Origin of the sequence: Campylobacter concisus (genome assembly GCF_003048375.1) — a bacterium.
Classification (GTDB): domain Bacteria; phylum Campylobacterota; class Campylobacteria; order Campylobacterales; family Campylobacteraceae; genus Campylobacter_A; species Campylobacter_A concisus_T.
The window spans coordinates 676,975-701,586 of the sequence record NZ_CP021642.1; the positions used below are offsets into that span (position 1 = coordinate 676,975).

General features: G+C 38.5%; 22 protein-coding genes and 4 tRNA genes. All 26 read left to right on the forward strand.

What is annotated here, in order from left to right; all coding sequences use genetic code 11:
* The first annotated feature begins 1 nt into the window (after position 1).
* A tRNA-Gly gene (locus CCS77_RS03385) sits at positions 2-78 on the forward strand.
* A 124-nt stretch (positions 79-202) separates the two neighbouring features.
* Positions 203-277, forward strand: a tRNA-Thr gene (locus CCS77_RS03390).
* A 72-nt stretch (positions 278-349) separates the two neighbouring features.
* Positions 350-1,549: an elongation factor Tu gene (tuf, locus tag CCS77_RS03395; RefSeq protein ID WP_002941132.1), complete on the forward strand. Its 1,200-nt coding sequence runs from the start codon at positions 350-352 to the stop codon at positions 1,547-1,549.
* A 53-nt stretch (positions 1,550-1,602) separates the two neighbouring features.
* Complete coding sequence (gene rpmG / locus CCS77_RS03400; RefSeq protein ID WP_002941157.1) at positions 1,603-1,761, forward strand: 50S ribosomal protein L33; 159 nt, start codon at positions 1,603-1,605, stop codon at positions 1,759-1,761.
* A 19-nt stretch (positions 1,762-1,780) separates the two neighbouring features.
* Positions 1,781-1,856: transfer RNA gene (locus CCS77_RS03405), tRNA-Trp, on the forward strand.
* A 17-nt stretch (positions 1,857-1,873) separates the two neighbouring features.
* Positions 1,874-2,053: a preprotein translocase subunit SecE gene (secE, locus tag CCS77_RS03410; RefSeq protein ID WP_161545284.1), complete on the forward strand. Its 180-nt coding sequence runs from the start codon at positions 1,874-1,876 to the stop codon at positions 2,051-2,053.
* Positions 2,054-2,064: 11 nt separating this feature from the next.
* A complete protein-coding gene (nusG, locus tag CCS77_RS03415; RefSeq protein ID WP_180385147.1) occupies positions 2,065-2,598 on the forward strand; it encodes a transcription termination/antitermination protein NusG in 534 nt (177 codons plus the stop codon).
* A gap of 10 nt (positions 2,599-2,608) precedes the next feature.
* Positions 2,609-3,034, forward strand: coding sequence for a 50S ribosomal protein L11 (gene rplK / locus CCS77_RS03420; RefSeq protein ID WP_002941145.1), 426 nt, complete (start codon positions 2,609-2,611; stop codon positions 3,032-3,034).
* Between the two features lie 59 nt (positions 3,035-3,093).
* Entirely contained in the window at positions 3,094-3,795 is a 702-nt protein-coding gene (gene rplA, locus CCS77_RS03425) for a 50S ribosomal protein L1 (protein WP_002941167.1), read from the forward strand.
* A 103-nt stretch (positions 3,796-3,898) separates the two neighbouring features.
* Positions 3,899-4,384 (forward strand): 50S ribosomal protein L10, encoded by a 486-nt coding sequence (gene rplJ / locus CCS77_RS03430; RefSeq protein WP_009294520.1) that lies wholly within the window; start codon positions 3,899-3,901, stop codon positions 4,382-4,384.
* 29 nt (positions 4,385-4,413) lie between these two features.
* Positions 4,414-4,791 carry a 50S ribosomal protein L7/L12 gene (rplL, locus tag CCS77_RS03435; protein WP_009294518.1) on the forward strand — a complete coding sequence of 126 codons (378 nt, stop codon included), beginning with the start codon at positions 4,414-4,416 and terminating at the stop codon, positions 4,789-4,791.
* A 117-nt stretch (positions 4,792-4,908) separates the two neighbouring features.
* The gene (gene rpoB / locus CCS77_RS03440; protein WP_103608434.1) at positions 4,909-9,054 is read left to right on the forward strand and encodes a DNA-directed RNA polymerase subunit beta; all 4,146 of its coding nucleotides are present in this window, start codon (positions 4,909-4,911) and stop codon (positions 9,052-9,054) included.
* A complete protein-coding gene (gene rpoC / locus CCS77_RS03445; RefSeq protein WP_103643119.1) occupies positions 9,041-13,555 on the forward strand; it encodes a DNA-directed RNA polymerase subunit beta' in 4,515 nt (1,504 codons plus the stop codon). The genes rpoB and rpoC overlap by 14 nt, the downstream gene beginning before the upstream one ends.
* A gap of 133 nt (positions 13,556-13,688) precedes the next feature.
* A complete protein-coding gene (locus tag CCS77_RS03450) occupies positions 13,689-14,078 on the forward strand; it encodes a DoxX family protein (RefSeq protein ID WP_009294512.1) in 390 nt (129 codons plus the stop codon).
* 135 nt (positions 14,079-14,213) lie between these two features.
* Positions 14,214-15,626, forward strand: a complete 1,413-nt coding sequence (gene nhaC / locus CCS77_RS03455; RefSeq protein ID WP_107916571.1) for a Na+/H+ antiporter NhaC — start codon at positions 14,214-14,216, stop codon at positions 15,624-15,626.
* Positions 15,623-16,756, forward strand: coding sequence for a beta-aspartyl-peptidase (gene iadA / locus CCS77_RS03460; RefSeq protein ID WP_107916572.1), 1,134 nt, complete (start codon positions 15,623-15,625; stop codon positions 16,754-16,756). Before nhaC ends, iadA begins: the two co-directional genes overlap by 4 nt.
* Before the next feature lie 80 nt (positions 16,757-16,836).
* Positions 16,837-17,232 (forward strand): 30S ribosomal protein S12, encoded by a 396-nt coding sequence (gene rpsL / locus CCS77_RS03465; protein WP_002941121.1) that lies wholly within the window; start codon positions 16,837-16,839, stop codon positions 17,230-17,232.
* A 78-nt stretch (positions 17,233-17,310) separates the two neighbouring features.
* Entirely contained in the window at positions 17,311-17,781 is a 471-nt protein-coding gene (gene rpsG / locus CCS77_RS03470; protein ID WP_002941142.1) for a 30S ribosomal protein S7, read from the forward strand.
* A gap of 12 nt (positions 17,782-17,793) precedes the next feature.
* Entirely contained in the window at positions 17,794-19,872 is a 2,079-nt protein-coding gene (gene fusA / locus CCS77_RS03475) for an elongation factor G (RefSeq protein WP_021090006.1), read from the forward strand.
* 78 nt (positions 19,873-19,950) lie between these two features.
* Positions 19,951-20,027, forward strand: a tRNA-Arg gene (locus CCS77_RS03480).
* A gap of 223 nt (positions 20,028-20,250) precedes the next feature.
* On the forward strand, positions 20,251-20,628 hold the full coding sequence (locus CCS77_RS03485) for a rhodanese-like domain-containing protein (RefSeq protein ID WP_103606019.1): 378 nt from the start codon (positions 20,251-20,253) through the stop codon (positions 20,626-20,628).
* A gap of 153 nt (positions 20,629-20,781) precedes the next feature.
* Complete coding sequence (locus CCS77_RS03490; protein ID WP_002941158.1) at positions 20,782-21,216, forward strand: Dps family protein; 435 nt, start codon at positions 20,782-20,784, stop codon at positions 21,214-21,216.
* An 83-nt stretch (positions 21,217-21,299) separates the two neighbouring features.
* Positions 21,300-21,887, forward strand: a complete 588-nt coding sequence (locus tag CCS77_RS03495) for a hydrogenase-4 component G (protein WP_103635768.1) — start codon at positions 21,300-21,302, stop codon at positions 21,885-21,887.
* A gap of 125 nt (positions 21,888-22,012) precedes the next feature.
* Positions 22,013-22,450 carry a hypothetical protein gene (locus CCS77_RS03500; protein ID WP_103598914.1) on the forward strand — a complete coding sequence of 146 codons (438 nt, stop codon included), beginning with the start codon at positions 22,013-22,015 and terminating at the stop codon, positions 22,448-22,450.
* Positions 22,451-22,717: 267 nt separating this feature from the next.
* Positions 22,718-23,932 carry an OprD family outer membrane porin gene (locus CCS77_RS03505; protein WP_103598915.1) on the forward strand — a complete coding sequence of 405 codons (1,215 nt, stop codon included), beginning with the start codon at positions 22,718-22,720 and terminating at the stop codon, positions 23,930-23,932.
* Between the two features lie 93 nt (positions 23,933-24,025).
* Positions 24,026-24,583, forward strand: a complete 558-nt coding sequence (locus CCS77_RS03510) for a c-type cytochrome (protein WP_002941036.1) — start codon at positions 24,026-24,028, stop codon at positions 24,581-24,583.
* Positions 24,584-24,612 lie beyond the last annotated feature (29 nt).

The following is a 24,612-nucleotide window of genomic DNA, read 5'->3' on the forward strand; positions in this document are numbered from 1 at the left end:
TGCGGGAGTAGCTCAGTTGGCTAGAGCATCAGCCTTCCAAGCTGAGGGTCGCGGGTTCGAGCCCCGTTTCCCGCTCCAAAATTTGGGAAAGTAAACTGGGAGCTGTATCTAGATTTTACTAAACACAGTTATTCCATCTTTATTTTCATGAATTTTTAGTTGTTTGTATGTTGATTAAAATCGTCTCAGCCAAGCGTTTTTCGCTCATATGGCTCAGAGGTAGAGCACTTCCTTGGTAAGGAAGAGGTCGCGGGTTCAAGTCCCGCTATGAGCTCCACTGGTTTATATGATTTTATATTACTATACGAATTTGAATTAGATAAAGACACATATCATAACGGAGGAAAAGATGGCTAAAGAAAAATTTTCACGCAACAAGCCACACGTAAACATAGGCACTATCGGTCACGTTGACCATGGTAAAACTACTTTAACAGCTGCAATATCTGCTGTTCTTTCACGCAAAGGTCTTGCTGAGCTAAAAGATTATGATAATATTGATAATGCTCCAGAAGAGAAAGAGCGTGGTATTACAATTGCTACTTCACACATTGAGTATGAGACAGAAAAACGTCACTATGCTCACGTTGACTGCCCAGGTCACGCCGACTATGTAAAAAACATGATTACAGGTGCTGCTCAAATGGACGGCGCTATTCTAGTTGTTTCTGCAGCAGACGGCCCAATGCCACAAACAAGAGAGCACATTTTGCTATCTCGCCAAGTTGGTGTTCCTTATATCGTTGTTTTCATGAACAAAGCAGATATGGTTGATGATGCTGAGTTGCTTGAACTAGTTGAAATGGAAATTCGCGAACTACTTAACGAGTACAACTTCCCAGGTGATGATACTCCGATAGTTTCTGGTTCAGCACTTAAAGCTCTTGAAGAGGCAAAAGCTGGACAAGATGGTGAATGGTCAGCAAAAATTATGGAACTAATGGATGCAGTTGATAGCTATATCCCAACTCCAGTTCGTGCTACAGATAAAGATCTTCTTATGCCAATCGAAGACGTTTTCTCAATTTCAGGTCGTGGTACAGTTGTAACAGGTAGAATTGAGAAAGGTGTTGTTAAAGTTGGTGACACAATAGAAATCGTTGGTATCAAACCTACACAAACAACAACAGTTACTGGTGTTGAGATGTTTAGAAAAGAGATGGATCAAGGTGAAGCTGGCGATAACGTTGGTGTTCTTCTTCGTGGTACTAAAAAAGAAGACGTTGAACGTGGTATGGTTCTTTGCAAACCTAAATCAATTACTCCTCACACAAAATTTGAGGGTGAGGTTTATATTCTAACTAAAGAAGAGGGCGGTCGCCATACTCCTTTCTTTAACAACTATAGACCACAATTCTATGTAAGAACAACTGACGTTACTGGTTCTATTACATTACCAGAAGGCACAGAGATGGTTATGCCAGGTGATAACGTAAGAATTTCCGTTGAGCTTATCGCTCCAGTTGCACTTGAAGAAGGTACTCGTTTTGCTATCCGTGAAGGTGGTAGAACTGTTGGTTCAGGTGTTGTTTCAAAAATACTTGGTTAATTTATAAAATTATGCCAAAGGGGAAACCCTTTGGCTTTCTATAAGGAATATATATGAGAATTAAAATCGGTTTAAAATGCTCTGAGTGTGGTGATATCAATTATACTACTACAAAAAACAGCAAAACCACTACAGATAAGGTTGAGCTCAAAAAATATTGCCCAAGATTAAAAAAACATACTGTTCATAAAGAAGTTAAGTTAAAAAGCTAATTAAGAATAAGTAGCTATTAGGGCAATAGCTCCAACGGTAGAGCGCTGGATTCCAAATCCAATGGTTGGGGGTTCGAATCCCTCTTGCCCTGCCACAATTAAGGTTAAGATTATGGAAAAAATTATAAATTATATAAAGCTATCTAAATTGGAAATAATGAAAGTTATCTTTCCTACTAAAGAACAAATTAGAAATGCTTTTATTGCAGTTTTTATCGTGGTCGCTGTTGTTTCACTTTTTTTAGCTCTTGTTGATGTTATTATGTCCTTTGTTCTTTCTAAAGTTATATAGAGTAAGGAAAAATAATGTCACATAAATGGTATGCTATACAAACTTACGCTGGTAGCGAAATGGCAGTAAAAAGAGGAATTGAAAATTTAGTTAGAGATCACGGTATCGAAGATCAACTAAAAGAAGTTATCGTTCCTACAGAAGACGTAATAGAGATAAAAAACGGTAAGCAAAAAATTAATGAAAGAACTCTTTATCCTGGATATGCTTTTGCATGTTTAGATCTTGATACAGCTCTTTGGCATAAGATTCAGTCTTTACCAAAGGTTGGACGTTTTATTGGTGAGGCTAAAAAGCCTACGCCATTGACTGAAAAAGATATAAATACTATCTTGGAGAAAGTTCAAAAAAGAGCGGCACCAAAACCTAAAATATTTTTTGAGGATGGTGAAAGCGTTCGCATAACAGAAGGTCCTTTTGCTAACTTTACAGGTATCGTTGAAGAATACGATATGATACATGGTAAGCTTAGACTCAATGTTTCTATTTTTGGTAGAAGTACCCCTGTTGATATTTTGTATTCACAAGTTGAGAAGATAATTTAAGGAGCAAGAAATGGCTAAAAAAGTTATAGGTGAAATAAAATTACAAATTGCCGCAACAAAAGCAAATCCTAGCCCGCCAGTTGGTCCAGCATTAGGACAAAAAGGCGTTAATATTATGGAATTTTGTAAAGCCTTTAATGAAAAAACAAAAGATATGGTTGGATTTAATATCCCAGTTGTTATTACTGTTTATGCTGATAAAAGTTTTACATTTATCACAAAACAACCACCTGCTACAGACCTTATTAAAAAGGCTGCGGGTATAACAAAAGGAACAGATAATCCTTTAAAAAATAAAGTAGGTAAATTAACAAAAGCTCAAGTTTTAGAAATTGTTGAGAAAAAACTTGTTGATTTAAATACAAATGATAAAGAGCAAGCAGCTAAGATTATTGCTGGTTCAGCTCGTTCAATGGGTGTCGAAGTAGTAGACTAAAACCTTTACCGTCAGGTTGATTTTCAAAAGACGGAAGCAATTTATATGCGGAGAAATTTATGGGAAAAACTAGTAAGAGATTTCAAGAATTGCTCAAAAAAGTAGAGCAAGATAAAATTTATAATCTTAGCGAGGCTATCGATACAGTTAAAACTCTAGCTTCTGCTAAATTTAATGAGACAGTTGAGATTGCGTTAAAATTAAATGTTGATCCAAGACATGCTGATCAAATGGTTCGTGGTTCAGTTGTTTTACCAGCTGGCACAGGTAAAGTTGTAAGAGTTGCTGTTATAGCAAAAGACGCTAAAGCTGATGAGGCAAAAGCTGCTGGTGCTGACATAGTTGGTGCTGATGATCTAGTTGAGGATATCCAAAAAGGTATAATGAACTTTGATGTTCTTATAGCTACTCCAAATTTAATGGGTCTTGTAGGTAAAGTTGGTAGAATTTTAGGACCTAAAGGGTTAATGCCAAATCCAAAAACTGGAACAGTTACAATGGATGTTGCGCAAGCTGTTAATAATGCAAAAAGTGGTCAGGTAAATTTCCGTGTTGATAAGCAAGGAAATATACATGCAGGTCTTGGCAAGGTTAATTTTACTAAAGAGCAACTAAATGAAAATATTTCAACATTTATTAAAGCTATTAATAAACATAAACCTGCGACTGCAAAAGGTAGATATGTAAAAAATGCTTCATTGTCTTTAACAATGAGCCCTTCTGTAACTCTTGATACTCAAGAAGTTATGGATTTAAAATAAAAATTTAGACAAATTTATATCTTAGATTGGAGATAGCCGAGGCCATTGGGCTTAATTGATTCGACCCGCTCTGCTTGAAATTACCGGTCGGAAAGGAGAAAAAGTGACACGTAACGAAAAAACTGAAGTTGTTGCAAAATTAGAGAGTGAATTTAAAACTGCTGAAGCTATTGTAGTTTGTGACTATCGTGGTCTTTCAGTTAAAAAACTTGAAGTTTTAAGAAATTCTGCAAAAGAACAAAATGTAAAAGTTCAAGTTATTAAAAATACTCTTGCAAATATTGCTCTTAAAAATTCTGATAAAGTCGGAATGGAACTCAAAGATACAAATATCTATCTTTGGAGTGAAGATCAATTAGCAGTAACTAAAGTAGCCGCAAAATTTGAAGAGTCAAATTCTGATCTTTTCAAAATTAAAACAGCTTATATTGATGGCGAAGTTGCAAGCGTTGATAAAGTTAAAGCTCTATCTAAAATGCCTAGCCGTGATGAGCTTATTGCGATGCTTTTGCAAGTTTGGAATGCGCCAATTCAAAATTTCACAATTGGTTTGAATGCGCTTAAAGAGAAAAAAGAACAATCAGCTTAGTCAAATTAAAAAAATAATAAGGATAAAAAATGGCAATTACAAAAGAAGACGTATTAGAGTTTATATCTAATCTTTCTGTACTTGAACTTAGCGAACTTGTAAAAGAGTTTGAAGAGAAATTTGGTGTTAGCGCAGCTCCTGTAATGGTAGCTGGTGGTGCAGCTGCTGCTGGTGGTGCAGCTGCTGCTGAAGAAAAAACAGAATTTAACATCGTTCTTGTTGATTCTGGTGATAAGAAAATCAACGTTATTAAGGTTGTTAGAGCACTTACTGGTCTTGGTCTTAAAGAGGCTAAAGACGCAGTTGAAGGAACTCCGTCTGTTCTTAAAGAAGGCGTTAGCAAAGACGAAGCTGAAGCAGCTAAAAAAGAGCTTGAAGAGGCTGGTGCTAAGGTTGAACTTAAATAATTTTTTATTATTTAGGCTTAATATTTCAAGAGAGAGCAGAGGCTCTCTCTTTTTTAAATTTTAGATGCCTTGTAAAAGGCTATACTTTTCTTTCAAAATTACCACGAGGTAGATGCAATGTTAAATAGCTTATACTCAGGAAATCGTCTTAGAGTTGACTTCTCTAATGTCGTTAAAGAGATAGACGTTCCGAACCTACTACAACTACAAAAAAAGAGCTTTGATAATTTTTTAAATCTAAATAACAATCAGACAGAAAGCGGTATTGAAAAAGTTTTTAAGTCGATTTTCCCTATACATGATCCGCAAAATCGTTTGACTTTAGAATATGTTAGCTCAGAGATTGGAAAACCAAAATATACAATCAGAGAGTGCATAGAAAGAGGTCTTACATACTCTGTAAATTTAAAAATGAAAATACGCCTTATCGTCCATGAAAAAGATGATAAGACTGGTGATAAAGTTGGCGTTAAAGATATAAAAGAGCAAGAAATTTTTATACGTGAAATTCCGTTGATGACAGATAGAATTTCATTTATTATAAATGGTGTTGAGCGTGTTGTTGTAAATCAACTCCATAGAAGCCCTGGCGTTATCTTCAAGCAAGAAGAGAGTGCGACTGTTGCAAACAAACTTATCTACACAGCTCAAATAATCCCAGATCGTGGCTCTTGGTTGCACTTTGAATATGATACAAAAGATATTTTATATGTTAGGATAAATAAGCGCAGAAAAGTGCCTGTAACTATCTTGTTTAGGGCATTAGGATATAAAAAACAAGACATTATTAAGCTATTTTATCCGATACAAAATTTAGTTATTAAAAATAATAAATTTTTAACTCTTTTCAATCCAGAGGATTATCTAGGAAGAGTTGAGTATGATATAAAAAATGAAGATGGAGAGGTTCTTCACCAAGCCGGCAAGCGTCTAACAAAGAAAAAAGCTGATAAATTAATTGAAGATGGCGTTAAATTTGTCGAGTATCCGATCGAAGCACTTATAGGTAGATATTTGGCAAACCCTGTAATAAACACAGAAAGCGGCGAAATTTTATATGACACACTATCTGCTCTTGATGAGAATAAACTTGCAAAAATTTTAGCTGAGCATGAAAGTATTGATATTATAAACAACTCTGCTGCTGGCGTTGATGACGCTATCATAAATTCATTTATCGCCGACAACGACATGCTTAAGGTTTTAAAACAAACTGAGGGTGTAGATGATGAAAATGACCTTGCTGCGATTAGAATTTACAAGGTCATGAGACCTGGCGAGCCAGTAGTTAAAGAGGCTGCAAAAAGCTTTGTAAATGATATATTGTTTAATCCTGAAAGATATGACTTAACAAAAGTTGGTCGTATGAAGATGAACCACAAGCTCTCGCTTGATGTGCCAGAGTACGTTACCTTACTAACTAGTGAAGATATCATCAAAACTGCAAAATATCTTATAAAAGTTAAAAACGGACAAGGTCACATTGACGACCGCGATCACCTTGGTAACCGCCGTATAAGATCTATCGGCGAGCTACTTGCTAGTGAGCTTCACCTTGGTTTTGTTAAGATGCAAAAGGCTATACGTGATAAATTTACAAGCCTAAGCAATAACACTGACGAGATCATGCCTTATGATCTTATCAATCCAAAAATGATCACAGCAACAATTATGGAATTTTTCACAGGCGGTCAGTTAAGTCAGTTTATGGATCAGACAAACCCACTTAGTGAGGTTACTCATAAGCGCCGTCTATCTGCGCTTGGCGAGGGCGGCTTGGTAAAAGAGCGTGCTGGCTTTGAGGTGCGTGACGTTCACCCAACTCACTACGGCAGAATTTGTCCGGTTGAGACTCCAGAAGGTCAAAATATCGGTCTTATTAACACCCTTTCAACTTATGCAAAAGTAAATGACCTTGGCTTTGTTGAGGCGCCTTATAAAAAAGTCGTCGATGGCAAAGTGACTGATGAGATAGTCTATCTAACAGCGACACAAGAAGAGGGCAATGTTATAGCTCCAGCATCAACTAAACTTGATGAAAACGGACATATTGTTGAAGACTTGATCGAGGTTAGAAAAGAGGGCGAGATGATGCTTGCTCGTAGAGAAGATGTTACCTTGATCGACCTTTGCTCTGGTATGATAGCTGGTGTTGCAGCTTCGCTTATCCCTTTCCTAGAGCACGACGACGCTAACCGTGCGCTTATGGGTTCAAACATGCAACGTCAAGCAGTGCCACTACTTCGTTCAACTGCTCCTATCGTTGGAACAGGTATGGAGAGTGTTATCGCAAGAGATGCTTGGGAGAGCGTAAAAGCAAAACGTGGAGGCGTGGTTGAAAAGGTTGATAATAAAAACATCTTTATCCTTGGTGAAGATGAAGCTGGTCCATATATCGATCACTACTCTTTAGAGAAAAATTTAAGAACAAACCAAAATACGACATTTTCACAACATCCGATCGTTAAAAAAGGCGACGAGATCGTTGCTAATCAAATCATAGCTGATGGTCCAAGCATGGAAAAGGGCGAGCTAGCTATCGGTAAAAACGCACTAATCGCATTTATGCCTTGGAATGGCTACAACTACGAGGATGCGATCGTTATTAGTGAAAAAATGATACGTGAAGATGCCTTTACAAGCGTTCATATTTATGAAAAAGAGATTGAGGCTCGTGAGCTAAAAGACGGCGTTGAAGAGATAACAAAAGATATACCAAACGTCAAAGAAGAGGAGCTTATGCACCTTGATGAAAGCGGTATCGTTAAAATCGGTACAGAGATTAAGCCTGGCATGATCCTTGTTGGTAAAGTATCTCCAAAAGGTGAAGTTAAGCCAACTCCAGAAGAAAGACTTTTGCGTGCGATCTTTGGCGAAAAAGCTGGTCACGTTGTAAATAAATCACTCTATGCTTCAGCTTCAATGGAAGGCGTGGTTGTTGATGTTAAAATTTTTACCAAAAAAGGTTATGAAAAAGATAGCAGAACAAATAAGGCTTATGAAGAAGAGAAGACGCTTTTAGAAAAAGAGCACCATGATAGACTGCTTATGCTAGACCGCGAAGAGATGCTAAAAGTTACAGCGCTTCTTTCTAAAAACCCACTAGCGAGCGATCAAGAGGTAAATAAAAAAGAGTATAAAAAAGGCTCAAAGATCAACAAGGCTGACTTTGAGAATATCAATAGATTTACCCTAAATGCTATAGTAAAGAGCTTTTCAAAAGATATCCAAAAGAAATATGACGAGCTAAAAAATTACTTCCAAAATGAGAAGAAAAAGCTTAAAGAAGAGCACGACGCTAAGATAGAAATTTTAGAAAAAGATGACATTTTACCAAGCGGCGTTGTAAAACTTGTAAAAGTTTATATAGCTACAAAACGCAAACTAAAAGTTGGCGATAAGATGGCTGGACGTCACGGCAACAAAGGTATCGTTTCAAATATAGTTAGAGAAGTCGATATGCCTTATCTTCCAAGCGGACAGATCGTAGATATCGTGCTAAACCCACTAGGCGTTCCAAGCCGTATGAATATCGGTCAAATTTTGGAGAGCCACCTTGGTCTTGTTGGCTACCGCTTAGGCGAGCAGATCAATGAAATTTTTGAGACCAAAAAAGGCGAGTGGATAAAAGAGCTAAGAGCTAAGATGATAGAGATCGCAAGCGTTGCTAAGCTAATGGACGCTAAAAAAGCTCTTGGCAAGATGAGCGATGAGAAGCTTCTTGAGTATGCAAAAGATTGGAGCAATGGCGTAAGATTTGCAACTCCGATTTTTGAAGGCGTTAAAGCTGACGAATTTGCAAAACTATTTGAGATGGCAAAGATAGATAGTGATGGTAAAACTGAGCTATATGACGGACGCACAGGCTCAAAGATAAGAGAACGCGTTAATGTTGGTTGTATGTATATGCTAAAACTTCACCACTTGGTTGATGAAAAAGTTCACGCAAGAAGTACTGGACCATACAGTCTTGTTACACAACAACCTGTCGGCGGTAAAGCGTTATTTGGTGGTCAAAGGTTTGGTGAGATGGAGGTTTGGGCACTTGAGGCTTATGGCGCTGCTCATACACTAAGAGAGATGCTAACTGTAAAATCAGACGATGTTGAGGGAAGACTCTCTGCTTACAAAGCTTTAACAAGAGGCGAAAACGTTCCTGAGACTGGTATCCCTGAGACGTTCTTTGTTCTAACAAACGAGCTAAAATCACTAGCTCTTGATGTGGAAGTATATGATGAGGATGAGACAAATGAAACTAACTAATTTAAAACCAGTTGAGATAAAAGAAGAGCATAGACCTCGTGATTTTGAAGCTTTCCAACTTCGTTTAGCAAGTCCTGAGAAGATAAAATCTTGGAGCTATGGCGAGGTTAAAAAACCAGAAACTATCAACTACCGCACGCTAAAACCTGAGCGTGACGGCTTGTTTTGTGCCAAAATTTTTGGACCGATCCGCGACTACGAGTGTCTTTGTGGTAAATATAAAAAGATGCGTTATAAGGGTATTAAGTGCGAAAAGTGTGGCGTTGAAGTAACAACATCTAAAGTTCGTCGCTCTCGCATGGGTCACATCGAGCTTGTAACTCCAGTGGCTCATATCTGGTATGTAAATTTCTTGCCAAGCCGTATAGGTGCGCTTCTTGGTATCAAGATGAAAGACCTCGAGCGCGTACTTTACTATGAGGCATACATTGTTGATAACGCTGGCGAGGCTTATTATGACAATGAAAATTCTAAAAAAGTTGAAAAATATGACGTTTTAAACGAGGAGCAATATCAAAGCCTAGCTTCAAGATATGAAGAAACTGGCTTTAGTGCTAGAATGGGTGGCGAGGTCATCTATGATATGCTAGCTGAGCTTGATCTAACTCAAATTTTAAATCAGCTACAAGAAGAGATGGAGGCTACAAATTCTGAGGCCAAGAAAAAGACTATCGTAAAACGTCTAAAGGTTATTGAGAGCTTTTTAAATTCAGGCAACCGCCCAGAGTGGATGATGATAACAAATTTACCAGTTCTTCCGCCTGACCTTAGACCACTTGTTAATCTTGATGGCGGTAAATTTGCTGTTTCAGACGTAAATGATCTATATCGCCGTGTAATAAATAGAAATAGCCGTCTAAAACGCCTACTTGAGCTTGACGCACCTGAGATCATTATCAGAAACGAAAAGAGAATGCTTCAAGAGGCTGTTGATGCGCTATTTGACAATGGCCGTAGAGCAAATGCAGTAAAAGGTGCAAACAAGCGCCCACTAAAATCACTAAGTGAGATCATCAAAGGTAAGCAAGGCCGCTTCCGTCAGAATTTGCTAGGTAAGCGTGTTGACTTCTCTGGACGTTCTGTTATCGTCGTTGGTCCAAAGCTAAAGATGGATCAGTGTGGTCTTCCAAAGAAGATGGCTTTAGAGCTATTTAAGCCACATTTGCTTGCTCGCCTTGAAGAAAAAGGCTATGCGACAACCGTTAAGCAAGCTAAAAAGATGATAGAAGATAAGACAAATGAGGTTTGGGAGTGCTTAGAAGAGGTCGTTAAAGACTATCCAGTCATGCTAAACCGTGCTCCGACACTTCATAAGCTTTCTATCCAGGCGTTTCACCCAGTTCTTGTTGAAGGTAAGGCGATCCAGCTTCACCCACTAGTTTGTGCGGCGTTCAACGCTGACTTCGACGGCGATCAAATGGCTGTTCACGTACCACTATCGCAGGAAGCTATCGCTGAGTGTAAAATTTTGATGCTTAGCTCAATGAATATCTTGCTTCCTGCAAGTGGTAAGGCTATCACAGTTCCTTCACAAGATATGGTTTTGGGAATTTATTACCTAAGCCTAGAGAGAAACGATGAAAAAGGTGCAAATAAAATTTTCTCAAGCGTTGATGAAGTAATGATCGCTGAAGAGGCTAACACTCTTGGTCTTCACGCTAAAATTAAGACAATGGTTGATAACAAGATCATCTTCACAACAGCCGGTCGCTTGATCCTAAGAGCGATACTTCCTGATTTTGTCCCTGAAAATATGTGGAATAAGATCATGAAGAAAAAAGACATTGCAAATTTGGTTGATTATGTTTATAGAAATGGCGGCCTTGAAGTAACGGCCGACTTCCTTGATAAGCTTAAAAATTTAGGCTTTAGATATGCTACGAAAGCGGGAATTTCTATCTCTATCGCAGACATCATCGTGCCAGATAGCAAGCAAAAATATATCGATGAAGCTAAGAAAAAAGTTCGTGAAATTCAAAAGCAATATGGCGCTGGTCTTTTAACAGATAGTGAGAGATACAACAAGATCATCGATATCTGGACAGATACAAATAACAGCGTTGCAAGCGAGATGATGAAGCTTATCCAAAGTGACAAGGGCGGATTTAACTCAATTTATATGATGGCTGACTCAGGTGCGAGAGGTAGTGCAGCGCAAATTCGCCAGCTAGCTGGTATGCGTGGTCTTATGGCAAAACCGGACGGCTCGATCATCGAAACGCCGATCATTTCAAACTTCCGTGAAGGTCTAAACATAATGGAGTACTTCAACTCAACCCACGGAGCTAGAAAGGGTCTTGCAGATACCGCGCTAAAAACTGCCAACGCTGGTTACCTAACAAGAAAGCTAATCGACGTTGCTCAAAACGTTAAAGTCACAATGCACGACTGCGGTACGCACGAGGGTGTTGAGATCACAGATATCACAGAGAGCGGCGAGCTAATAGAGAGCCTTGAAGAGAGAGTCTTGGGCCGTGTTTTAGCAGATGATGTGATCGATCCTATAACAAATGAAATTTTATTTAGCGAAGGCACATTGCTTGACGAGGAGAAAGCTAAGGCTATAACAGAAGCTGGCATAAAATCAGTAAGCATTAGAACACCTATCACGTGCAAGGCGCCAAAGGGCGTTTGTGCAAAATGTTATGGATTAAATTTGGGCGAGGGCAAACTTGTAAAACCAGGCGAGGCTGTCGGTATCATCTCAGCTCAATCAATCGGTGAGCCAGGTACTCAGCTAACGCTAAGAACGTTCCACATCGGTGGTACGGCTTCTACTGAACAACAAGACCGCCAAGTCATCGCTCAAAAAGAGGGCTTTATTAGATATTACAACCTTAGCACATACGAGAACAACGGCAAAAAGATCGTTGCAAACAGAAGAAGTGCAGCTGTACTACTTGTTGAGCCAAAGATAAAATCAACAATTGATGGTAAAATCGAGATCGAATATGCCCACGAAGATGTAAATATTGTAATCAAGGGCAAAAAAGAAGAGGTTAAATATACAATTAGAAGAAACGACCTTGCTAAACCAAACGAACTAGCTGGCGTTAGCGGTAAGATCGAAGGTAAGATGTATATCCCTTATGCAAATGGCGACAAAGTAAAAGAAAACGAAAGTATCGTCGAGATTATAAAAGAGGGTTGGAACGTTCCAAATCGTATCCCTTATGCTAGTGAGCTTAAAATTTCAGATGGCGATCCAGTAACTAGAAAGATCACAGCAGATGCAAATGGTGTGGTTAAATTTTTCATACTAAAAGGTGACTTCCTTGATAGACTAAAAGATATCAAAAAAGGTCACAAAGTAACTGAAAAAGGCTTCTTTGTTGTCGTCTCTGACAAGGATGGACGCGAGGCAGTTCGCCACTACATCCCAAGAAATTCTATCATCCAAGTATCAGATAATGATGCGGTAGAAAGAGCGACAGTAGTCTCACTACCTGAAAAAGATGACAAGCTAATAATCGCTGAGTGGGATCCATACTCAACTCCAACTATTGCAGAAGAGGCTGGTGTGGTTAGCTTTGAAGATGTCGAGCCAGGATATAGTGCGACTGAGCAAGCTGACGAGGCAACTGGTCAAAGACGTCTTGTCATCAACGAATATTTACCAAGTGGCGTAAAACCAGCGATCATTATCACTACAAAGAGCGGACATTTGATCAAGTATCCGCTTGATCCAAAAACTGCGATCTTTGTTTCAAGTGGCGATGAAGTAGCTCAGGCCGACATTTTGGCTAAGACTCCAAAAGCTGTTGCTAAGTCAAAAGATATCACCGGTGGTCTTCCAAGAGTTAGTGAGCTATTTGAAGCAAGACGCCCTAAAAATACAGCTATCGTTGCAGAGATCGACGGCGTTGTTAGATTTGACAAGCCACTTCGCTCAAAAGAGCGCATCATCATCCAAGCAGAAGATGGCACGACAGCTGAGTATTTGATCGAGAAGAGCCGCCAGATCCAAGTAAGAGACGGCGAATTTGTTCATGCTGGCGAGAAGCTAACAGACGGACTTATCTCAAGTCACGATATCTTAAGAATTCTTGGTGAAAAGGCACTTCACTACTATTTGATCAGTGAAATTCAGCAAGTTTATCGTCGCCAAGGTGTTGCGATCGCTGATAAGCACATCGAGATCATCGTCTCTCAAATGCTTCGCCAAGTCAAAATCGTCGATAGCGGAAATACAAATTTCATCGTTGGCGACATGGTTTCAAGAAACAAATTTAAAGAAGAGAACGAGCGCATCATGAAGATGGGTGGCGAGCCAGCTATCGCTGAGCCGATCCTTCTTGGTGTCACAAGAGCGGCCATCGGAAGTGATAGTGTGATCTCTGCTGCGTCATTCCAAGAGACAACTAAGGTCTTAACAGAAGCGTCAATCGCTGCTAAATTTGACTATCTTGAAGATCTAAAAGAGAACGTCATCCTTGGACGTATGATCCCAGTTGGTACTGGTTTTTATAAAGATAAAAAGATAAAGATCAAAGAAAACTAATATATTAAGCCCCGCTTTTGGGGCTTAAACCTCTTATAAATTTACCCACTTAAATTTACAAAATTTCAAAATTTACAAGCCATTAATCAATATTAAATAAAATCCATAACTAAAAATATGTAACGGAGATATTATGAAAAATGTCGATCTTGGACTTTTGTTTCTGCGCTTAGGCCTTGGAATTTGCCTTTTTATGCACGGCTTTGGCAAAATTTTACACGGAGTTGGCGGCGTAAAGAGCATTTTAGTTGATGCTGGACTACCTAGCTTTTTGGCGTATTTTGCCTATCTTAGCGAGGTTTTAGCCCCTATAATGATCGCTGTTGGTTTTTACTCAAGGCTTGGCGCGCTCCTAGTTTTTGGCTCTAGTCTTGTCATTTTGTATTCGTATTTTGGCTTGTCAAATTTACTTGAGCTAACTAATGTAAATGGCTTTAAAGCAGAGCTTATATATCTTTATATCGCTATGTCACTTTGCATCATCTCGACTGGTAGTGGCAAATACGCTATCAAGCAAGACTGATCTAAATTTAGCACATATCAGATGTGCTAAATTTTCACACGTTTTGTTTAAATTTTAATTTTATTTTATTTTTTTATAACAATTTAAGTTTATAGCCTTTAAATTCAAAAGTATCTCAAATTTAAAGGACACATGATGAACTCTATAAAAAAAGAGCCTTCGTTTCTGCTAGCCCTTACGCCTATCTTGGTTATGATCGTAGGCCTTGCGCTTGGCGTTGGTTATATGAAACTAAAGGTTGAGCCGATCATTTTGATAGCAGCCCTTGTGGCTGGTGGCATCGCTTGGAGACTAGGATATAGCTGGAGCGAGCTTCAAGAAGGGGTAATAGAGAAAATTTCAAGCTCACTGCCAGCACTTATGATACTTTGGGCAGTCGGTCTGCTTATTGGCTCGTGGGTATTTTCAGGCACCATCCCTATGATCATCTACTACGGCGTGGATCTTATCAGTCCTGAGTACCTCGTCTTTACAGCGTTTATCATCGCAGCTATCATCTCAACCGTAACTGGCACATCTTGGGGTTCTGCTGGCACAGTTGGCGTGGCTATTATGGGCATAGCTCAAGGTCTTGATGTAAATTTAGCAGCAACTGCTGGTGCGGTAGTCGCAGGAGCATACTTTGGCGATAAACTCTCCCCGCTCTCAGACACGACAAATCTAGCTCCGATAGCAGCTGGCTCAGAGCTTTATGAGCACATCAAACACATGTTTTATACGACTATCCCAGCAACTATCGTTGCAATAGCAGCTTATCTATTCTTTGGTAGCGAGGCGGCAAGTAGTGGTGCAAATGTTTCAGAGTCGGTTTTGGCACTTCAAGGTCAGCTTGATAAAATTTTTCACTGGAACATCATCTTGCTTTTGCCTGTGCTTTTTGTCTTGGCTGGCTCGGTGCTAAAGTGGCCAACTATACCTGTCATGATCATAGCTTCGCTATTTTCAGTGCTTCTTGGCGTTATCGTTCAAGATTTTAGCTTTAAAAACGGCTTTATCTCAGTGATGACTGGTTTTAACGTCACGATGAGCGGCATTAATATGGAGTTTTCAAAGGATATCACTAAGCTTCTAAATAGAGGCGGCGTGAGCTCGGTAAATTCAACCACTATCCTAGTCATCTGCGCTATGGGCTTTGCTGGCATCATCTCAAAAACTGGTATGCTTACAAAGGTACTTCACACCATTATGGCAAGGGTCAAATCAACAGCAGGCGTCATCATCTCGACTATCGGCTCATGCCTAACTGTCGCATTTGTCACAGGTAGCTCATATCTTTCTATCCTCATCCCTGGCGAGATGTTTAAAGACTTTTATAAAGAGAAAAATTTAGCAGCCAAAAACCTCTCAAGAACACTTGAAGACTCTGGCACCGTGATCGTCCCACTTATCCCTTGGTCAGCAGCTGGCGCATATATGACTGCTACACTTGGAGTGCCAACGGTAGATTATTTGCCATGGGCTATTTTAAACTACATGGGCGTTGTCTTTGCTATCATTTTAGCACTCACTGGCATCGGCATAGCTAAGATAAATAAGGACGCCAAATGATACTTATAAAAAACGTCAAAATTTACTCGCCAAAATTTCTTGGTAAAAAAGATATATTTATATGTAATGGTAAGATCGTCTGCATAGCTGAAAATTTAGAGCCAAATTTACCAAATGTAAAGGTGATCGACGCTTCAAATTTAGTAGCCATACCAGGCCTTATCGATAAGCATGTGCATATCACTGGAGGCGGCGGAGAGGGCGGCTTTAAGACTAGGGTGCCTGAGATCATGCTATCAAATTTAATAGAAGCTGGCATAACGACAGTCGTAGGACTACTTGGAACTGACAGCACGACAAGAAGCGTTGAAAATTTAGTCGCAAAAGCACACGCGCTAAACGACGAGGGTATCACATGCTACGCTCACACCGGCGCATACAGCTCTAAAACGCCAACCATAACTGGCGAGATTGAAAAAGATATTGTCTTTGTTGATCCCATAATCGGCACAAAACTAGCCATAAGCGACCACCGCTCATCAAGTGTAAGCAAAGATGAGCTCGCTCACATAGTCTCCGCTGGCAGAGTGGCTAGTATGATCAGCTCAAAGTCAGGCCACACCACGCTTCATATGGGTGACGGCAAAAAGGGCTTAAATTTGATCTATGAAGTGCTAAATGAGTACGACATGCCAATCACACTATTTCAACCAACGCACGTAAATAGAAACGAGGAGCTTTTTAAACAAAGCTTTAAATTTATAAAAGATGGCGGCTACATCGACTTTACCTGCATGCCAGGACTTACGCCACTTGAAGCTGTAAAGCGCGTCAAAAAAGAAAATTTACCGACAAATAAGATAACCATTAGTTCAGACGGCTTTGGTAGCTACTCTAGCTATGATAGCGACGGAAATTTACTAAAAATAGGCATTGCTAGCGTTAAGAGCTTATATGAAGAGTTTATAAATTTCATAAAAGATGGCTTTAGCATCGAGGAGGCGTTGCCATATTTTACTACAAATGTGGCTAGAAGTGTTGCCTTACAAAATAAAAAAGGCGAGATAAAAGAAAATTACGATGCAGATATTTTGCTAATCGATGAGAAATTTGAGATTAAATTTGTCGTTGCAAAGGGTGAAATTTTAAAAGATGACAGTGGTTTTATAAAAAAAGGAACGTATGAATAAGTCTAACTTATTAACCGTTATTTAAGCTTTTTTTAAATAAAATTAGGTCTTTTTAATAAATTTAGTTGAAAGGAATTATTGTGCCAACCATAAATCAATTGGTCAGAAATGAACGCAAGAAAGTGACTGTTAAGTCAAAATCTCCAGCGTTAAAAGAGTGCCCTCAAAGAAGAGGAGTTTGCACTAGGGTTTATACTACAACTCCTAAAAAACCAAACTCAGCTTTGAGGAAAGTTGCCAAAGTTAGGCTTACAAGCGGTTTTGAAGTCATCAGCTATATCGGCGGTGAAGGTCACAACCTACAAGAACACAGTATCGTTTTAGTTCGCGGCGGTAGGGTTAAAGACTTACCAGGTGTTAAATATCACATCGTTCGTGGTGCACTTGATACTGCTGGTGTTGCAAAAAGAACAGTTTCTCGTTCTAAATATGGTGCAAAACGCCCTAAAGCTGGCGCTGCTGCTCCAAAAAAGTAAAAAATTAGGTTCGCAGACGTTGCTTAAATTTGCAAACGTTTGAGTAAAATTTCATAAAAATTTGAAGGAAAAATCAAAATGAGAAGAAGAAAAGCTCCTGTAAGGGAAGTTTTACCTGATCCGATTTACGGAAATAAAATAATCACTAAATTTATTAATTCTCTTATGTATGATGGCAAAAAAAGCGTCGCTACAGAGATAATGTATGGTGCTATTAAAGCTATCGAAAAGAAAAATGCTGAAGTTAAAGGCATCGACGTTTTTAACGACGCTATCGAAAATGTAAAACCTATTTTAGAAGTTAAATCACGCCGTGTTGGTGGTGCTACTTATCAAGTGCCAGTTGAGGTTCGCCCAGCTCGCCAACAAGCTCTTGCTATCCGCTGGCTTATAACTTTTGCTAGAAAAAGAAGCGAAAGAACAATGGTTGATAAACTAGCAAATGAGCTTTTAGATGCGGCAAATTCAAAAGGTGCATCTTTCAAGAAGAAGGAAGATACTTACAAGATGGCAGAGGCTAATAAAGCATTTGCTCACTACCGCTGGTAAGAAAGAATTAGCATGGCAGAGAGAAAAACGCCTTTACATAAGGTAAGAAATATCGGTATTGCGGCTCACATTGATGCTGGAAAGACAACCACTAGTGAGAGAATTTTGTTCTTCACTGGTATGAGCCATAAGATAGGTGAGGTTCATGATGGCGCTGCTACTATGGACTGGATGGAGCAAGAAAAAGAGCGTGGTATTACTATTACATCAGCTGCAACTACAGCGTTTTGGAAGGGCTACCAAGTAAACCTAATCGACACTCCGGGACACGTTGACTTTACTATTGAAGTTGAGCGTTCTATGCGTGTTCTTGACGGTGCTGTTGCGGTATTTTGTTCTGTTGGTGGTGTTCAGCCACAGTCTGAAACTGTTTGGAGACAAGCAAATAAATATCACGTACCAAGAATTGTTTTTGTCAATAAAATGGACAGAATTGGTGCAAATTTCTTTAGAGTTGAAGAGCAGATTAGAGAAAGATTAAAAGCAAATCCAGTGCCTATCCAAATTCCTATCGGTGCAGAGGATAACTTTAAAGGTGTGGTTGATCTTGTAAGAATGAAAGCATACGTTTGGAATGACGAGAAAAAGCCAACTGACTATGTAGAAGAAGAAATTCCAGCTGAAGTTAAAGATAAAGCTGAAGAATACCGCGCAAAACTAATCGAAGCTGTTTCTGAAACAGACGATAGCTTGATGGAGAAATTCTTTGCAGGCGAAGAACTAACTGAAGAAGAGATCAAAAAAGGTATAAAAGCAGGCTGCTTAAGAATGACTATCACACCTATGCTTTGCGGAACTGCGTTTAAGAACAAAGGTATCCAACCTCTACTTGATGCTGTTGTTGATTATTTACCAGCTCCAGATGAGATCGCAGCGATAAATGGTGTTTACGAAGATGGCACTGAAGTGACTGTTGAAAGTACAGATGATGGTGAATTTGCCGCTCTTGCGTTTAAAATTATGACTGACCCATTTGTTGGACAGCTAACATTTATCCGTGTTTATAGAGGAAGCCTTGAAAGTGGTAGCTATGCTTACAACACAGTTCAAGACTGCAAAGAGAGAATCGGCCGCTTACTAAAAATGCACTCAAATAAACGTGAAGAGATTACTGAGCTTTTCGCTGGTGAAATCGGCGCTGTTGTTGGTCTAAAAAATACCCTAACTGGCGATACTCTTGCAAGTGAAAAAGATAAAGTTATCCTTGAGAGAATGGACTTCCCAGAGCCAGTTATCAGTGTTGCAGTTGAGCCAAAAACAAAAGCAGATCAAGAAAAAATGGCGATCGCTCTTCAAAAACTAGCTCAAGAAGATCCAAGCTTTAGAGTTAGCACTGATGAAGAGAGCGGACAAACTATCATTAGTGGTATGGGTGAGCTTCACCTTGAGATCATAGTTGATCGTATGCTTCGTGAATTTAAAGTTGATGCTGAAGTTGGTCAACCACAAGTTGCTTACCGCGAGACTATCCGTAAGGCAGTTGAGCAAGAGTATAAATATGCTAAACAATCAGGCGGTCGTGGTCAATATGGTCATGTATTCTTACGTATCGAGCCACTTCCAGCTGCTAGCGGATTTGAATTTGTTAACGACATCAAAGGTGGTGTTGTTCCAAAAGAGTATATCCCAGCTGTTGAAAAAGGTTGTAAAGAAGCGCTTCAAAGCGGTGTTCTTGCTGGATATCCAGTTGAAGATGTTAAGGTTACACTTTTTGATGGTAGCTACCACGAAGTTGACTCATCTGAAATGGCATTTAAACTTGCTGCTTCTATGGGCTTTAAAGAGGGCGCTAGAAAAGCAGGTGCAGTTATCCTTGAGCCTATGATGAAAGTTGAAGTTGAGACTCCAGAAGAGTATATGGGTGATGTTATCGGTGACCTTAATAAGCGCCGTGGCCAAGTAAATTCAATGGATGATAGAAATGGTGTAAAAATCATTGCAGCTTATTGTCCACTTGCTCAAATGTTTGGCTACTCAACAGATCTTCGCTCAATGACTCAAGGTCGTGCGACTTACTCTATGGAATTTGATCACTACGAAGAAGTTCCTAAAAACGTAAGTGAAGAGATTATTAAAAAGAGAAATGGCTAATTAGCCAAAATAGGGCAGAGCGATCTGCCCTTTAAAATTTAACTACTTGGATAAAAATTTAAACTAACTTGCAAATTTGTCCTCATAGCTCAGCTGGATAGAGCGCAGAATTCCTAATTCTGAGGTCGTGAGTTCGAACCTCGCTGGGGACACCACTCCTGCTTTAAATACTATCTCATAAAAATCTTGTATAGAGTGCTTTAAATCATTTATATTTAGAATTCTTATTTTTATAAGTAGTTGTGTTTGGCATATAAACAAATTTATTTTTTTAATGAATTATTTGTATGACCTTACTATCAATAAAATTTATCAACAAAAATTTTATATATTTAATAATCTATGCTAATATTTCAAAAATTTATTTAAGGAGAGTAGATGAAAAAAATTTTACTTTTAGGAGCCGTTTGTTGTATGTTGTCAGCTGATGTTAAAACTGTTAATATAAGTCCAGATGAGATCAAAAAATATGATCAGATCGTTGACATTAGAACTCCATCTGAATGGCAAGAAACTGGCATCATAGCTGGTGCGAAGACCATCACTTTTGATCCAAGTAATAAGAGTGCATTTTTAGATGAGCTTTCAAAAGCGGTTGATATTAAAAAGCCTATCGCTCTTGTTTGTAGAAGTGGCAGAAGAAGCACAGCAGCAGCTACAGCGATAGATAGCTCAGATCTTAAGATTATAAATTTAGATGGCGGTATGAGTAGTTTGATCGAGCAAGGCTACAAAACTACACCTTATAAAAAATAGACAAATCTCTAAATTCTACATTTGGCTACAAGATAAATTTATTTTGTAGCCAAAATTTTATACTAAATAATAAATTTTATTATTTGATTAACCAGTGATTAACTCTAAGTCAATATAATTTCATCACATTTAAACAATAAAGAAGGAGACAAAATGTCAAAAGTTATTTTACAGTTAAACACAATTCAGGCTGATGCAAATGCACTTTATATCAAATTTCATGATCTTCACTGGAATGTAAAAGGTATTCAATTTTTTAGCGTCCACGAATACACAGAGAAAGCTTATGAGGATATGAGTGAGATTTTTGATGACGCAGCCGAGAGAGCTCTTATGCTTGGTGGTAGACCTATCGTCAAGGCTGAGGAGCTAGCAAAAGTCGCTCACATAAAACACGAGCCAAAAGAGAGCTACACTCCGACTGAAGTTTTGGATATTGTTTTGGCTGATTACAAGCACCTTTTGGGCGAGTTTAAAAAGCTTGATGAGCTTGCAGAGGGTGACACAACAACTCAGATGTACGCGCAAGACCAAATAGCTAAATTTGAAAAAGCCATCTGGATGCTAAACGCAACACTTGGTAAATAATCACAGCGGGAGCTCTCCCGCTTTATCCTAAATAAATTCTACTTTTTGGCGATATAGTTTTTATAAACTTAGAGGAGCCAAATATGCAAATCAGTCAAATCGCAAGTTCATATAACACTTCAAGTGTAAAAGAAAATGTAAAATCAGAAATTTCACTTCACAAAGATGAAAAAGAGGTTTCTAAAAAGCAGCCTGAGGTTTCAAATTTAAGCGCAAAAGAGATCTCAAATAGCTATTTTTTGCAGTATCAAAAAGATATTACTCAAAATGCTAGTTCAAATTTACTAGCACAAGGCGGTCTAAGCTTTAACGTACCTGAAAATTTATCAGACATCTTATCTGGTCTTGATCTAGCAGGCATCGGCTACAACGGCAAAGCTCTAGGAGAGCTAAGTAGTGATGAGGCGAGTGAGCTAGTTAGTGAAAATGGCTTTTTTGGCATTGCAAATACAGCCGAAAGGATAGCTGGCTTTGTGCTAAATGGCGCAGGAGATGATATAGAGAAGCTAAAAGCTGGTAGAGAGGGCGTGGCAAAGGGCTTTGAGGACGCAAAGAAAATTTGGGGCGGAGAGCTACCTGAAATTTCACAAAAGACTATCGAAAAGACGCTTGAGACGCTTGACAAAAAGATCGCCGAGCTTGGTGGTAACGTCTTAAATGTATCAGCTTAAATTTCTTGGGGCTCTCCCAAGAAATTTAAATATATTAATGTAAGTACAAAACTCAAATTTTAAAAACTCGCAAATTTTATTTAATCTTAAAAGCTATACTTTGCTCTTTATATTAAGGAGAAAAGATGAAAGCTAAAATTTTACTTCCCTTAGCAGTAGCCACTATGTTTTTGGGATGTTCATTTTTTGATGATAATCCACCAGTCCGCAAGCAACCAAGGCAAGCAAGTAAAACTACACCTACAAAAAGCTCCATCAAAGGCTTCATAAAAGATGTCAGCTACAAAGATTCGAAATACTGCTACGAGATAGTAGCCAGTGATGTGAAAAATCACAAACTAAACAAAGCAAATTTTTGTGCAAACAGATATTATTACGATAAGGGCGATCTAGTCTATGCGACTTTTTACGCAGATAAGCTCATAGACATGCTTCTTATAAAAGAAGGTGGCTCTAGGGGTGCATATAATGGCATAAGAAAACCACAAAATGAAGTAGTTGTTAAAAGAAAAAATATAAAAACGAATATCGAAGTACCAAAAGAGGAGAAAATTTCTTTTTAGATTACCGTTGATTTACTGCTAGCATATATAATTTCATCAGCAATCAAAACTAGAACTCCTTTTAAGGGGCAAAGCAACGGCCCCTTTTTCTTTTTACCCCCATTTTAAAAGTCTCACTTGTAAAAGTTAAATTATCAAAATATACCTCTTTTTGGTCAAAATCGGTAAACGATTGGTAACAAAAGTGCAAAATTTTATGATTTTTTAAGCTTCATATTAAAATTTATTGATTATAATCGTCATCACAAAACCTTAAAAGGAGAAAAAATGAAACTAACAAAAATTAGTTTAGCTGCATTGGTTGCTTTAGGTGCATTTTCAAGCGTTGCAAGTGCAACTCCACTTGAAGAAGCTATAAAAAACGTAGATCTTTCAGGATTTGCAAGATATAGATATACAAATACTAGAAATAAGAGTGCTGATGCTTCAGCAACACCTTCACAAGATAGAAATAAAGCTGGTCATAACTTTAAAATGATCACAAATTTTAAAGCTGCTATCGATGATAACTTCTTTGGCGTTGTTGGTTTAAGATACAATGCTACTGATGGATCAGGTGATAACGCTGGCGCTGGTACAGATAAAACAAATACAACTAAAGGATTTGGTGTTCACCAATTCTATCTTGGCTATAAGATCGGCGGTACTACTATAACAGCTGGTAAGCAAGTCATCGGTTCATACTTTACTGATGATGCAGTTGGTACAGGCGTAAGAGTGGAAAATAAAGACATCGAAGGTCTTACCCTAACAGCATTAGCTTTTGATGCTCTTGAGGGTGATGATGTTGAAAGTGGTGGAGATCTATATAAAGCTACTGGTTATTTGAGTACTTATGACGTTGGTAACTTATATGCAGCTGGTATTGCTGGTTCATACGATCCTATCAACTTCCAACTATGGTATGGCACATTAACTAACCTAGCTGATGTTCTTGCAGCTGATGTTTCAGGAAATTTTGCTATAACTAACGATATATCTTTAGGTGCAAGAATTAATTATGCACATAGCCAAGCTGATACAAGTGCAAAAAATGCTCTTGGTTACGATGATGGTAACTTCTATGCTGGCGAACTTTCAACTTCACTATTTGGTCTTGATTTAGCTGCTGGCTATATTGGCTACAAAACTCAAAACTATCAAGATGGTAAATATTCAGCATTTACATTTGAAGATCAAGGTGGCTTAATCGACGCTGGCGAAGATGTATTTGACTGGACACGTGCAGAAGGTAAGGGTAGTTACTTCTATGCAACAAGTGCATATACATTTGATAAATTTACAGCTGGTTTAGACTATATCAAAGGTAGTTACAAAACAGATGAGAAGACCAAAGTTGAGGAATTTGTTCCAAGATTTGCTTATCAATACAACAAAAAGTTGAAATTTAGCTCATTCTATGCCTTTAAAACAGAAAAAGAGCATGACGGAGATAAAAACAAAGCTGACAAATTTAGATTTGAAGCTAAATACTCATTCTAATTCATAGCTCGTTAATCAACTTATGATATAATCCCGGGTCGGAGCAATCTGATCCGGGATTTTTAAATTTAGAGCAAAATTTCAAGGAAACTCATGAAAAATATCAAAATTTCTTTTTTGGCGTGTTTTTTGGTGGCAAATGCCTTTGCAGCTTCTCAGGTTTATTATATAGAAGCTCGTGGCGAGTTTGGTAAAGAGCTTGCCGAAATGGCAAAAAAGCAGGCTAATGACAGAAATGAAAAAGTAAATGTCTATGTCGATGAAGATCCAAGACGCTATAAAGACAATAGAATTTTAAAATTTGGTGTTGATAGAAAAGGTAGATATAGTGTCTCTTTAGGAAAAGAGCTTTATGAAAAACAATGCGCTAGCTGCCATGGCGAAAGCGCAGACAAAAGACCATTTGGCTCTACACCACTTAAAAACATGGATGCTAAAGATATAGAAGACAGCATCATCTCTTATAGAAGTGACTCAAGCTTTGGTGGTAGCGGTAAAAACGTAATGCAAAACCAGGCTAAGATCGTCTCAAACAATGATCTAGGTGCAATACTAGCTTATCTAAAAGGTAAAGACGCACTTGCAGATCAAGATACAAACGAAAATAAACCAGTTTCAACCGAAACAAAGCAAGGCAGTTATTTAAGATAAATTTCACTTCGGTAGCTTTGCCACAATAT